This window comes from Bradyrhizobium sp. SZCCHNPS1003 (assembly GCF_032381555.1).
In the GTDB taxonomy this organism is placed as follows: Bacteria; Pseudomonadota; Alphaproteobacteria; order Rhizobiales; family Xanthobacteraceae; genus Bradyrhizobium.
In genome coordinates this window covers 231,917-244,214 of the sequence record NZ_JAUHIU010000007.1, presented here as the reverse complement: position 1 = coordinate 244,214, position 12,298 = coordinate 231,917, and the positions used below count along the sequence as shown (strand labels likewise).

10 protein-coding genes are annotated in these 12,298 nt (G+C 66.3%); 7 read left to right on the top strand and 3 right to left on the bottom strand.

Annotation, left to right across the window (positions count from 1 at the left end):
* Window positions 1–5 precede the first annotated feature (5 nt).
* From QX126_RS13765 to QX126_RS13740, 6 genes are all read left to right on the top strand, one after another.
* On the top strand, window positions 6–2,963 hold the full coding sequence (locus QX126_RS13765; protein WP_315770551.1) for a 2-oxoglutarate dehydrogenase E1 component: 2,958 nt from the start codon (window positions 6–8) through the stop codon (window positions 2,961–2,963).
* Between the two features lie 138 nt (window positions 2,964–3,101).
* Window positions 3,102–4,340, top strand: a complete 1,239-nt coding sequence (gene odhB, locus QX126_RS13760; RefSeq protein ID WP_315781640.1) for a 2-oxoglutarate dehydrogenase complex dihydrolipoyllysine-residue succinyltransferase — start codon at window positions 3,102–3,104, stop codon at window positions 4,338–4,340.
* Between the two features lie 12 nt (window positions 4,341–4,352).
* A complete protein-coding gene (locus tag QX126_RS13755) occupies window positions 4,353–4,577 on the top strand; it encodes a hypothetical protein (RefSeq protein ID WP_315740711.1) in 225 nt (74 codons plus the stop codon).
* Window positions 4,578–4,634: 57 nt separating this feature from the next.
* On the top strand, window positions 4,635–5,381 hold the full coding sequence (locus QX126_RS13750; protein ID WP_315781637.1) for an SDR family oxidoreductase: 747 nt from the start codon (window positions 4,635–4,637) through the stop codon (window positions 5,379–5,381).
* 44 nt (window positions 5,382–5,425) lie between these two features.
* The gene (gene lpdA, locus QX126_RS13745) at window positions 5,426–6,829 is read left to right on the top strand and encodes a dihydrolipoyl dehydrogenase (RefSeq protein WP_315781635.1); all 1,404 of its coding nucleotides are present in this window, start codon (window positions 5,426–5,428) and stop codon (window positions 6,827–6,829) included.
* Window positions 6,830–6,958: 129 nt separating this feature from the next.
* Window positions 6,959–7,489 (top strand): hypothetical protein, encoded by a 531-nt coding sequence (locus tag QX126_RS13740; RefSeq protein WP_315740714.1) that lies wholly within the window; start codon window positions 6,959–6,961, stop codon window positions 7,487–7,489.
* Between the two features lie 41 nt (window positions 7,490–7,530).
* On the opposite strand, the gene QX126_RS13735 is transcribed toward QX126_RS13740, so the two are convergent.
* Entirely contained in the window at window positions 7,531–8,121 is a 591-nt protein-coding gene (locus tag QX126_RS13735) for a DUF4337 domain-containing protein (RefSeq protein ID WP_315740715.1), read from the bottom strand.
* An 82-nt stretch (window positions 8,122–8,203) separates the two neighbouring features.
* Window positions 8,204–9,187 (bottom strand): tyrosine recombinase XerC, encoded by a 984-nt coding sequence (locus tag QX126_RS13730; protein WP_315781751.1) that lies wholly within the window; start codon window positions 9,185–9,187, stop codon window positions 8,204–8,206.
* Between the two features lie 117 nt (window positions 9,188–9,304).
* Here QX126_RS13730 and QX126_RS13725 point away from each other — a divergent pair, with 117 nt between their 5' ends.
* Complete coding sequence (locus QX126_RS13725) at window positions 9,305–11,515, top strand: primosomal protein N' (RefSeq protein ID WP_315781632.1); 2,211 nt, start codon at window positions 9,305–9,307, stop codon at window positions 11,513–11,515.
* A 128-nt stretch (window positions 11,516–11,643) separates the two neighbouring features.
* Here the strand turns inward: QX126_RS13725 and QX126_RS13720 are convergent, their stop codons facing one another.
* Window positions 11,644–12,192: a septal ring lytic transglycosylase RlpA family protein gene (locus QX126_RS13720; RefSeq protein WP_315740717.1), complete on the bottom strand. Its 549-nt coding sequence runs from the start codon at window positions 12,190–12,192 to the stop codon at window positions 11,644–11,646.
* Window positions 12,193–12,298 lie beyond the last annotated feature (106 nt).

The window sequence follows — 12,298 nt, the reverse complement described above, 5'->3', positions numbered from 1 at the left end:
CCACCATGTCTCGCCAAGACGCGAACGCCGCCTTCGCCCTGTCGTCTTTTCTGCAGGGCACCAATGCCACCTACATCGATGAGATCTACGCCCGCTACGAGAAGGATCCCGCCTCGGTCGATCCCGAGTGGCAGGAATTCTTCAAGAGCCTGAAGGATGCGCCGACCGACGTGCAGAAGAATGCGTCGGGTCCCTCCTGGGCGCGCAGCAACTGGCCGGTGGCCCCGCGCGACGAGCTGACCTCGGCGCTCGACGGCAACTGGGCGGTGGTCGAGAAGAAGGTCGGCGAGAAGATTGCGCAGAAGGCGCAGACCAAGGGCGTCGAACTGTCGCTGGCCGACGTCAACCAGGCCACCCGCGACTCCGTCCGTGCGTTGATGCTGATCCGCGCCTACCGCATGCGCGGCCACTTCCACGCCAAGCTCGATCCGCTCGGCATCGAGGCGCCGCGCAACCGCGAAGAGCTCGACCCGCGCTCCTACGGCTTCACCGAGGCCGATTTCGACCGCAAAATCTTCCTCGATCACGTGCTGGGCCTCGAATACGGCTCCCTGCGCGAGATCGTCGCGATCTGCGAGCGCACCTATTGCCAGACGCTCGGCGTCGAGTTCATGCACATCACGAATGCGGCGCAGAAGGCCTGGATCCAGGAGCGCATCGAGGGGCCGGACAAGGAGATCTCGTTCACCCGCGAGGGCCGTCGCGCCATCCTTCAGAAGCTGATCGAATCCGAAGGCTTCGAGAAGTTCTGCGACGTCAAGTTCACCGGCACCAAGCGCTTCGGTCTCGACGGCGGCGAGTCGCTGATCCCGGCGCTGGAGCAGATCATCAAGCGCGGCGGCAATCTCGGCGTGAAGGAGATCGTGCTCGGCATGCCGCATCGCGGCCGCCTGAACGTGCTGACCCAGGTCATGGGCAAGGCGCACCGGGCGTTGTTCCACGAATTCAAGGGCGGCTCGGCCAATCCCGACGCGGTCGAAGGCTCGGGCGACGTCAAGTATCACCTCGGCGCCTCCTCGGACCGCGAGTTCGACGGCAACCGGATCCATCTGTCGCTGACTGCCAACCCGTCGCATCTCGAGATCGTCGACCCCGTGGTGCTCGGCAAGGTCCGCGCCAAGCAGGATCAGCACGGCGATCCGCCGGACATGCGCATCTCGGTGCTGCCGCTGCTGATGCATGGCGACGCGGCGTTCGCCGGCCAGGGCGTGGTGGCGGAGTGCTTCGCGCTGTCGGATCTGAAGGGCTACCGGACCGGTGGCTCGATTCATTTCATCGTCAACAACCAGATCGGCTTCACGACCTATCCGCGCTATTCGCGCTCGTCGCCCTATCCGTCCGACGTCGCCAAGATGATCGACGCGCCGATCTTCCATGTGAACGGCGACGATCCGGAGGCGGTGGTGTTCGCGGCCAAGGTCGCCACCGAGTTCCGGCAGAAGTTCCACAAGCCGGTCGTCATCGACATGTTCTGCTACCGCAGGCATGGCCACAACGAGGGTGACGAGCCGGCTTTCACCCAGCCGGTGATGTACAAGAAGATCGCCGGTCATCCGTCGACCCTGGAGATCTACTCCAAGCGCCTGGTCGCCGAAGGCGTCATGACCGAGGGCGAGGTCGATAAGGCCAAGGCCGACTGGCGCGCCCGTCTCGACGCCGAGTTCGAGGCCGGCACCTCCTATCGTCCCAACAAGGCCGACTGGCTCGACGGCAAGTGGGCAGGGTTCAAGTCTGCCGACCAGGAAGAAGAAGCGCGCCGCGGCGTGACCGGCGTCGAGCTCGACCGTCTCAAGGAGATCGGCCGCAAGATCACCAAGGTGCCGGACGGCTTCCGCCTGCACCGCACGATCCAGCGCTTCCTCGAGAACCGCGCCAAGGCGATCGACAGCGGCATCGGGATCGACTGGGCGACCGGCGAGGCGCTGGCGTTCTGCTCGCTGCTCCTGGAAGGCCACAAGGTTCGTCTGTCCGGCCAGGACAGCGAACGCGGCACCTTCTCGCAACGTCACTCGGTCTTGATCGACCAGGAGGACGAGAGCCGCTACACGCCGTTCAACCATCTGGCGCCGGAGCAGGGCCATTTCGAGGTCATCAACTCGCTGCTCTCGGAAGAAGCCGTGCTCGGCTTCGAATACGGCTACTCGCTTGCCGAGCCCACTGCGCTGACGCTGTGGGAGGCGCAGTTCGGCGATTTCGCCAACGGCGCCCAGGTGCTGTTCGACCAGTTCATCTCGTCGGGTGAGCGCAAATGGCTGCGCATGTCCGGCCTCGTCTGCCTGCTGCCGCATGGCTATGAGGGCCAGGGCCCCGAACATTCGTCCGCCCGCCTCGAGCGCTATCTGCAGATGTGCGCCGAGGACAACATGCAGGTGGTCTATCCGACCACGCCGGCGAACTACTTCCATGTCATGCGTCGGCAGCTGCATCGCGAGATCCGCAAGCCGCTGATCGTGATGACGCCGAAGTCGCTGCTGCGCCACAAGCGCGCGGTGTCGCGGCTCGAGGAGCTGGCCAAGGGAACGACCTTCCACCGCATCCTGTACGATGACGCCCAGATGCAGGCGGACGACAAGACCAAGCTGGTGCCGGACGATCAGATCCGCCGCATCGTGCTGTGCTCGGGCAAGGTCTATTACGACCTGTACGACGAGCGCGAGAAGCGCGGGCTCAACGACGTCTATCTGATGCGCGTCGAGCAGCTTTACCCGGTGCCGCTCAAGGCGCTGGTCGCCGAGCTCAGCCGCTTCAAGAACGCCGAAGTGGTGTGGTGTCAGGAAGAGCCCCGCAACATGGGCGCCTGGCACTTCATCGAGCCCTACATCGAATGGGTGCTGAACCAGACCGGCGGCAAGAGCAAGCGTCCGCGCTATGCCGGCCGCGCCGCGTCGGCGGCCACCGCCACGGGCCTGATGTCGAAGCATCTTGCGCAACTGAAGGCGCTGCTCGACGAAGCCCTGAACTGAACCTGCCTATAGAGGCGCCCCGCAAGCCATGCGGGGCGCAAGTACATCGCGTTGATCGTCCGTCCCGCATCGCTTGCTCGCCGCAAGGCGATGGCGGACGGACTTTATGGCCGCACGGGTTATTGAGGATAAAAGACCATGACTGAAATTCGCGTTCCGACGCTGGGTGAATCCGTCACCGAAGCCACCATCGGCCGCTGGTTCAAGAAGGCTGGCGACGCGGTTGCCGTCGACGAGCCCCTCGTCGAGCTCGAGACCGACAAGGTCACGATCGAGGTGCCCGCGCCGTCGGCCGGCACCTTGGGCGAGATCATCGCCAAGGATGGTGAGACGGTCGCCGTCGGCGCGCTGCTCGGCCAGATCACCGATGGCGCCGCGGCTGCCAAGCCGGCCGCTGCTGCTCCGGCTTCGGCAAAGCCCGCTGCCTCCGCGCCGCCGGCTGCGGCACCTGCGCCGGCCAAGGCGCTGCCCGCCGATACGCCGCAAGCCCCGTCGGTGCGCAAGCTCTCGGCCGAGAGCGGCGTCGATGCCACCACCGTGCCCGGCTCGGGCAAGGACGGCCGCGTCACCAAGGGCGACATGCTGGCCGCGATCGAGCGCGCCGCATCGGCGCCGACTCCGGTCAATCAGCCGGCCGCCGCCGTGCAGGTGCGTGCGCCGTCGCCCGCTGACGATGCGGCGCGCGAGGAGCGCGTGAAGATGACCCGGCTGCGCCAGACCATCGCGCGCCGCCTCAAGGACGTCCAGAACACCGCGGCCATGCTCACGACCTTCAACGAGGTCGACATGACCAACGTGATGGCGCTTCGCAGCCAGTACAAGGACGTGTTCGAGAAGAAGCACGGCTCGAAGCTCGGCTTCATGGGCTTCTTCACCAAGGCGGTGGTGCAGGCGCTGAAGGACATTCCGGCGGTCAACGCCGAGATCGACGGCTCGGACCTGATCTACAAGAACTACTATCACATCGGCGTCGCCGTCGGCACCGACAAGGGCCTGGTCGTGCCGGTCGTGCGCGACTGTGACCACAAGTCGATCGCCGACATCGAGAAGGGCATCGCCGATTTCGGCCGCCGCGCCCGTGACGGCCAGCTCAAGATCGACGAGATGCAGGGCGGCACCTTCACGATCACCAATGGCGGCATCTACGGCTCGCTGATGTCGACCCCGATCCTGAACGCGCCGCAGTCCGGCATCCTCGGCATGCACAAGATCCAGGAGCGCCCCGTCGTGGTTGCCGGCAAGATCGAGGTCCGCCCGATGATGTATCTCGCGCTGTCCTACGATCACCGCGTCATCGACGGCAAGGAGGCGGTGACCTTCCTGGTGCGCGTCAAGGAGAGCCTGGAAGATCCGGCGCGGCTTGTGCTGGATCTCTGAGCGGAGGCGACGATGGAGGAGCCGTCACTGGTGCTGTCGTTGATGCCGTTTCTCCTTACGACGGTGATCTTCTTTGTTTTCACCATTCCGATCGCTCGGAGAAAGGGCAGGGGTCTCGGCTTCGCCGCTTTGAGCCTCATACCCTTCGTGACGCCCTTCATCCTGCTTTATCTAGTGAGTCTGACCGACAAGGCTGTTCTCGATCGCCTTGCAGAACTTGAAGCCAAGTCACAGTAGGAATCGGCCAAGTGGCCCGCGCAAGCAGTCCACTTGGCGCACTCAGCGGGGCTCCTCATGACCGACAGGGTTGCAGTAATCACCGGCGGTAGCCGCGGCATCGGCCGCGCCACCGCCATTGCGGCCGCATCGCGCGGCTTCAAGATCGTGGTCGGCTACGCCTCCAACGAGGCGGCGGCGCAGAGCACGGTGGCCGCGATCGAGGCCAAGAACGGCAAGGCCATCGCGGTCAAATGCGACGTCGGCAGCGAGCACGACATCCTCGCTCTGTTCAAGGCGGCCGACAAGTTCGGCACCCTCGGCGCTCTCATCAACAACGCTGGCATCGTCGGCCCCACCACGCGCGTCGACGAGATGAGCGCGGAGCGCATCGAGCGGTTGATGGCGGTCAACGTCACCGGCAGCATCCTGTGCGCACGTGAGGCCGTGAAGCGGATGTCGACGCGGCATGGTGGTCAGGGCGGCGTCATCATCAATTTGTCCTCGGTCGCGGCCAGGCTCGGCTCGCCCAACACCTATGTCGACTACGCCGCCTCGAAAGGCGCGATCGATTCCTTCACCGTCGGCCTCGGTCACGAGGTCGCGAACGAAGGCATCCGCGTCGCGGCGATCCGCCCGGGCCTGATCGACACCGAGATCCATGCCTCCGGCGGCGAGCCCGATCGCGCCCACCGCCTTGCCCCCATGGTGCCGATGAAGCGCGTTGGCACCGCGGAGGAAATCGCCAATGCCATCGTCTGGCTGCTGTCGGACGAGGCCTCCTATGTCACTTCGGCCATTCTCGACGTGTCGGGCGGACGCTGACGACCGTCGTCATCTTTGACTGCAAGCTTACGGAACATTCGATCATGGCATCTTACGATCTCGTCGTCATCGGCACCGGACCCGGTGGGTATGTCTGCGCCATCCGCGCGGCGCAGCTCGGCATGAAGGTGGCCGTGGTCGAGAAGAACGCGACCCTCGGCGGCACCTGCCTCAACGTCGGCTGCATGCCCTCGAAGGCGCTGCTGCATGCCTCCGAGCTGTTCGAGGAGGCCGGGCACTCCTTCGCCAAGATGGGCGTCAAGGTGTCGCAGCCCGAGCTCGATCTGCCGGCGATGATGAACTTCAAGCAGCAGGGCATCGACGGCAACGTCAAGGGCGTCGAGTTCCTGATGAAGAAGAACAAGATCGACGTGCTCGTGGGCAAGGGCAAGATCCTCGGCACCGGCAAGCTGCAGGTGACCGGCAATGACGGCGCGGTGCAGACCGTCGAGACCAAGAACATCGTGATCGCGACCGGCTCGGACATTGCGCGCCTGAAGGGCATCGAGATCGACGAAAAGCGCATCGTCTCGTCGACCGGCGCGCTGTCGCTGGAGAAAGTGCCTTCGAGGCTGCTGGTGGTCGGCGCCGGCGTGATCGGGCTCGAGCTCGGCTCGGTGTGGCGCCGCCTCGGCGCCAAGGTCACCGTGGTCGAATTCCTCGACCGCATCCTGCCCGGCATGGATGGCGAGATCGCAAAACAGTTTCAGCGCATTCTCGAGAAGCAGGGCTTTGCGTTCAAGCTCGGCGCCAAGGTCACCGGCGTCGATACGTCCGGGGCTACGCTCTCGGCGACCATCGAGCCCGCCGCGGGCGGAGCGGTTGAAAAGATCGAAGCCGATGTCGTGCTGGTTGCGATCGGCCGCGTGCCCTACACCGACGGTCTTGGCCTGCAGGAGGCCGGCGTGGTGCTCGACAATCGCGGCCGCGTCCAGATCGATCACCATTTCGCGACCAGCGTGCCGGGCGTCTATGCCATCGGCGATGTCGTCGCCGGGCCCATGCTCGCGCACAAGGCCGAGGACGAGGGTGTTGCGGTCGCCGAGATCATCGCCGGACAGGCCGGCCATGTGAACTACGACGTCATTCCCGGCGTTGTTTACACGACGCCGGAAGTCGCGTCCGTCGGCAAGACCGAGGACGAGCTGAAGCAGGCGGGCGTCGCCTATATCGTCGGCAAGTTTCCGTTTACCGCGAACGGTCGCTCCAAGGTCAATCAGACCACTGACGGCTTCGTGAAGATCCTTGCGGATGCGAAGACGGATCGCGTGCTTGGCGCCCATATCATCGGCCGCGAGGCCGGGGAAATCATTCACGAGGCCGCCGTATTGATGGAGTTCGGTGGCTCTGCCGAGGATCTCGCGCGCACCTGCCACGCGCATCCGACGCGGTCGGAGGCCGTCAAGGAAGCCGCGCTTGCGGTGGGCAAGCGGGCCATCCATATGTGATGGACGCCCGGAGACGTCTTCGGTGGGTGCGACAAAACGCCCGCTGGTGACGCTGAACCGAACGGCAAGGCGCGAGGTCGTATCGTCATAGCGGCCTCAACCCGCGGGGCCTGGCGGAGATGGAGTCCGATGCTGCGCCGCCTGCTTCAGCCGTTCTGGGTTCTGCTTGCGATCATCTTCCTGATCGAAGCCTGGCTGTGGGACCATCTCGAGCCGATCGTGGCGCGCATCGTCGCCGCGATACCACTGCGTAGCTTCAAGCACTGGCTGGCCGGGCGCATTGAGACGCTGTCGCCGGCGCTGACCCTGATCGTCTTCGTCGTGCCGGTCGTGCTGCTGTTTCCGCTCAAGCTGATCGGCATGTGGCTGCTGATGCACCAGCAGTGGAAGTTTGCGCTGGCCACGATCGTGTTCGGCAAGATCGTCGGTGTCGGCGTCACCGCCTTCATCTTCGATGTGACGCGCAGCAAGCTGCTGCAGATGTCCTGGTTCGCGTGGCTCTACGAGGCCGTGCTCGCGCTGCGCAGGAAAGCCGCGGCGCTGGTCGATCCGATCAAGCAGCGCATCCGCGAGATCATCCGCGGCAATGCCGATGGCTGGTCATCGCGCGTGCTGCGCGTGATCATGCGCTTCCGCAGGAGCGTGCAGCAGGCGCGGTAGTGGTGGTCGCCACGTCGCAAAGCCAGTTGCTGTCGCTGACCTCAGTGCAGATGCAAGAGATGTGGCTGGAACAGGCCGAGCAACGTCATGGCAATACCGATCAGCGCGAGCCCTCCGGACGCCCAGGCCAGCACGAGCATGCCCGTGATGATCGTCGCTGACGCCAGCACGATGCCGATTTGGAAGGCGGCCGACGCCAGCTCATAGTGGTGGTACTTTGCGGTGGCGAGGTCGCGCTCGTGCTCGGCATGCTTGGCGCGTTCGGCCAGCTGCTCGCTGCCTTCGCCGGTCTCCGGCTCCGAGCGATAGCGCGCGGCATTCTTCTGCCAATCGTCGATCTGCTTCTGCAACGCCGCCTTGGCTGCCTCGTCAGGCAGCGCCGGCAAGCTCAGCTTGCCCTGCTCGGCGGCGGTCTGCACCACGGTGCGGCGAACGGTCTTGGCCTGGAAGAAGGCCCAGAGATTCGAGGCCTCGACGTTCTTGCTGATCGATTCGGTCTGCGCGCCCTTGCCGAGCGTCTCCGAGAGCGCCAGGAACAGGGCTATGACGGCGATCAGCAGCGCGATCTTCTTGTTTTCGCCGGACGCATGCTCGGCATGCTCCGCATGCTCCATGCTCTCATGTGCGCTCATCTGTTCCCCTCCGGATCAAGCAGCCAAGACGATTGCCGGAACCGGGGGGACAGCGCAAGCGAAACGATATGAACGAAAGATGTCACCGCCGCGGATGCGCTGACGCGTACACCTGCAGCAGGCGCTCCGAATCAATGCCGGTATAGACCTGGGTCGTCGACAGCGAGGCGTGGCCGAGCAGCTCCTGGATCGCACGCAGGTCGCCGCCGCGCGACAGCAGATGCGTCGCGAAGGAATGGCGCAGCGCGTGCGGCGTGGCGCTGTCGGGCAGGCCGAGCGCGCCGCGCAGCCGCTCCATCGTCAGCTGGATGATGCGCGGGCTCAACGGGCCGCCCTTGGCGCCGAGGAACATCGGCCCGTCCGCAGACAGCGGATAAGGACAAAGCTTGGCGTACTCGTCGATCAGCTGCAGCACATTCTGCAGCACCGGCACCATGCGGGTCTTGTTGCCCTTGCCGGTCACGACCAGCACGTCGCCTTCGCCCGGCCGTGGCACCTCGCGGCGCTTGAGGCCGAGCGCTTCGGAGATGCGCAGGCCGGAGCCGTAGAGCAGGGCCATCACAGCGGCGTCGCGCGCCAGCACCCAGGTCTCCCGGGTCTCGCCGGCGCGCTCGTCGGCATCGGCGAGCCGCTTGGCGGCATCCATCGGCAGCGGCTTGGGCAGGCTCTTGGCGATCTTTGGCGCGCGGATTCCGGAGAGTGCGCCGACCTTGCCCTTGCCCTCGCGCTCGAGGAAGCGGCCGAACGAGCGCAGGCCCGCCAAGGTTCGCATCAGGGAGCGTCCGGCGATGTCGTCGGCGCGGCGCATCGCCATGAAAGCGCGGATATCGGCCGCCTCCAGCGCAGCGAAGCGCGCCAGCGTCACCGGCTCGCCCCAATGGGTGCAGAGGAATTGCAGGCATTGCCGCAGGTCGCGGGCATAGGCCTCGACCGTCTTCGGCGACAGCCGGCGCTCGCTGCGCAGATGCGCCAGCCACTGCATCATGACCTGGATGACGCCTTCGTCGGCGCCGAGGAGGTCGGTTTGCTCGGGCTTCTCCGCCGCTGATGTCGTGGTCGCAGCCATCGCGAACAGCTCGATCTCGTCTCGTCGAGTCATGTATATCGCACTGTCGTCCTTTATCGTTCGCTAACTTTGCCGGGCGGCTTTCGCTTCAGCCAGAGCAAGGCTATCTCCGGCCTCATGGACCGCCCGACCGATCTCTTTCCAGGTGCAGCCAGCGCGACCGGCGTGGTCGACGTGCTGGTTCCGGTCGCGCTGGACCACACCTATTCCTACCGTGTGCCGCGCGGCATGGACCTGAAGCCTGGCGATGTCGTCGGCGTGCCGCTGGGCCCGCGCGAGGTGCTGGCGGTGGTGTGGGCCGAGAATGCCAATCCCGATCCGCGCCTGCACAACCGGCTCAAGGACGTCAGCGAGAAGCTCGATGTGCCGCCGCTCAAGCCGGAGCTGCGGTCCCTGATCGACTGGGTCGCCAATTATACGCTGTCGCCCCGCGGCATGGTGCTGCGGATGTCCCTGCGCATGGGCGAGCATCTCGGCCCGGAGCGCGTTCGCCTCGGCGTCCGGCTGGTCGGCGAGCCGCCGAAGCGGCTGACGCCGTCACGCCGCCGCGTCATCGACGCCGTTTCCGACGGCCTGCTGCACGGCAAGTCGGATCTGGCGCGCGAGGTCGGCGTGTCCGGGGGCGTGATCGACGGCCTGGTCGACGAGGGCACCTTGACGGTGGAGGCGATGCCGCGGACGCTGGCGCCGCCGGCGCCCGATCCCGACTTCGCCCGGCCGGAGTTCTTCGACGCGCAGCAGGCCGGCGTCGAGGCGATGCGGGCGCTGGCCGCGAGCGGCACGTTCCAGGTTGCGCTGCTCGACGGCGTCACTGGGTCAGGCAAGACGGAAGTCTATTTCGAGGCGGTGGCCGAAACGGTCCGCCGCGGCCGGCAGTCGCTGATCCTGATGCCGGAGATCGCGCTGACCGGCCAATTCCTGGAGCGCTTCTCGCGCCGCTTCGGCGTCCGCCCGCTGGAATGGCATTCCGAGCTGACCCCGCGCAACCGTCAGCGCAACTGGGCTTCGATCGCCGCCGGCGAGGCGCCGGTGGTCGTCGGCGCCCGCTCGGCGCTGTTCCTGCCCTATGCCGATCTCGGCCTGATCATCGTCGACGAGGAGCACGACCAGGCCTACAAGCAGGACGAGGGCGCCCATTACCACGCCCGCGACATGGCCGTGGTGCGCGGCCACATCGCCAAGATCCCGGTGGTGCTGGCGTCAGCGACGCCCTCGGTGGAGACCGAGGTCAATGCCCGCAAGGGCCGCTACCAGCGCGTGGCGCTGCCGTCGCGCTTCGGCGGCCAGCACATGCCGCATATCGAGGCCATCGATCTCCGGCGCGAGCCGCCGCCGCGCGGCCGCTATATCTCGCCGCGGCTGGCCGGCGAGATCCGCACCGCGATCGAGCGCGGCGAGCAGGCGCTGCTGTTCCTGAACCGCCGCGGCTATGCGCCGCTCACCCTGTGCCGCGCCTGCGGTCACCGCTTCGCCTGCACCATCTGCGACGCCTGGCTGGTCGATCACCGCTTTCGCCAGCGGCTGGTCTGCCACCATTGCGGCTTCTCGATGCCGCGTCCGCCGACCTGTCCGCACTGCGCGGCCGAGGAATCGTTGGTCGCGGTGGGACCCGGTGTGGAGCGGTTGCAGGAGGAGGCGGCGGTGCTGTTTCCGGAGGCGCGCAGCATGGTGCTGTCGAGCGATCTGATCACCTCGATCGAGACCATGCGCGCCGAGCTGACGGAGATCGCGGAAGGCCGCGTCGATCTCATCATCGGCACCCAGCTCGTCGCCAAGGGGCATAACTTTCCGCGGCTCAATCTCGTCGGTGTGGTCGATGCCGATCTCGGCCTCGGCAATGGCGATCCGCGCGCCGCCGAGCGCACCTGGCAGCTCCTGAACCAGGTGATCGGCCGCGCCGGCCGTGAGCAGGGGCGAGGCCGAGGCTACCTGCAGACCCACCAGCCCGAGCACCCGGTCATGAAGGCGCTGGTCGCCTGCGACCGCGAGGCCTTCTACACCAGCGAGATCGACATCCGCGAGCGCACCGGCTATCCGCCGTTCGGGCGGCTCGCGAGCCTGATCATCTCGGCCGGAGACCGGCCCACCGCAGAAGGCTTTGCCCGCCGGCTGGTCGCGTCGGCGCCGCGCGAGGAGGGTGTGCTGCTGCTCGGCCCAGCCGAGGCGCCGCTCGCGGTGATAAAGGGCCGCTACCGCTTTCGGCTGCTGCTCAAGTCGGCACGCAATTTCGACCTGTCGGATTATCTGCGCCACTGGCTGGCGCATGCCGAGAAGCCCAAGGGCAATCTCAAGCTCGAGGTCGACGTCGACCCGCAGAGCTTCCTGTAGCGCTCGGCGCGCTCTCCACCGATATCGCGAGGAGCGACGCGACGAAGCAATCCAGAGTCCAGACCCGGCCCTGGATTGCTTCGCTGCGCCGCTGCGCTCGCAATGACGCGTAAATAGATTCTGGTGCCTTACGACACGACCTCAGCGGTGACGCGGCCGACGCCGGCGCGGGTCAGGCCGATGGCGCGGGCGGCGCCGGTCGAGAGGTCGAGCACACGGCCACGGATGAACGGGCCGCGGTCGTTGACGGTGACGATGACGCTGTTGCCGCCATGGGTCACGCGCAGCTTGGTGCCGAACGGCAGCGAGCGGTGCGCGCAGGTCATGGCGTTGGCGTTCATGCGCTGGCCGGAAGCAGTGCGGCTGCCGGACTCGTTGCCGTAGTACGACGCCATGCCGGAGAAGCTGCGGCCGGTGCCGGACGACGGCGTGACCGCTGCGTTGGAGTTCATCCACGAGGAGCCGTTGGACGACCATCCGTTCGAGAACGAGTCGGCCGCGGGCTGAGCAGCATGGCGCGACATGTGGTGATGGTGGTGGCGAGCGTGGTGCTGGTGGTGCCTGGATCGGGCCGAGGCTTCGGTGGCGCTGCCGCCGACGATCAGCGTCACGGCAACAGCGAGCGCGGTGCGCGAGCCGGCGATCTTGCCAGCCGAGATGTTCTTCAGTTTCAGCATCTATGTCCCTCGAACAGTATTGCCGCGTTCTGCGGCCAGTGAACCCCCGTCAGGTGTTGAGGCGGGCGCCGTTTGGTGGGGCAATGAGGCGTGAATGGGGCAGTAG

What these genes read in the sequence shown, in the direction of transcription:
- QX126_RS13750 (WP_315781637.1), top strand. Translation starts at nt 4,635, where the DNA reads ATGACCGACAGGGTTGCAGTAATCACCGGCGGTAGCCGCGGCATCGGC.
- QX126_RS13730 (WP_315781751.1), bottom strand. Translation starts at nt 9,187, where the DNA reads ATGGCTGCGACCACGACATCAGCGGCGGAGAAGCCCGAGCAAACCGAC.
- QX126_RS13725 (WP_315781632.1), top strand. Translation starts at nt 9,305, where the DNA reads ATGGACCGCCCGACCGATCTCTTTCCAGGTGCAGCCAGCGCGACCGGC.
- QX126_RS13735 (WP_315740715.1), bottom strand. Translation starts at nt 8,121, where the DNA reads ATGAGCGCACATGAGAGCATGGAGCATGCGGAGCATGCCGAGCATGCG.
- QX126_RS13765 (WP_315770551.1), top strand. Translation starts at nt 6, where the DNA reads ATGTCTCGCCAAGACGCGAACGCCGCCTTCGCCCTGTCGTCTTTTCTG.
- odhB (WP_315781640.1), top strand. Translation starts at nt 3,102, where the DNA reads ATGACTGAAATTCGCGTTCCGACGCTGGGTGAATCCGTCACCGAAGCC.
- lpdA (WP_315781635.1), top strand. Translation starts at nt 5,426, where the DNA reads ATGGCATCTTACGATCTCGTCGTCATCGGCACCGGACCCGGTGGGTAT.
- QX126_RS13720 (WP_315740717.1), bottom strand. Translation starts at nt 12,192, where the DNA reads ATGCTGAAACTGAAGAACATCTCGGCTGGCAAGATCGCCGGCTCGCGC.
- QX126_RS13740 (WP_315740714.1), top strand. Translation starts at nt 6,959, where the DNA reads ATGCTGCGCCGCCTGCTTCAGCCGTTCTGGGTTCTGCTTGCGATCATC.
- QX126_RS13755 (WP_315740711.1), top strand. Translation starts at nt 4,353, where the DNA reads ATGGAGGAGCCGTCACTGGTGCTGTCGTTGATGCCGTTTCTCCTTACG.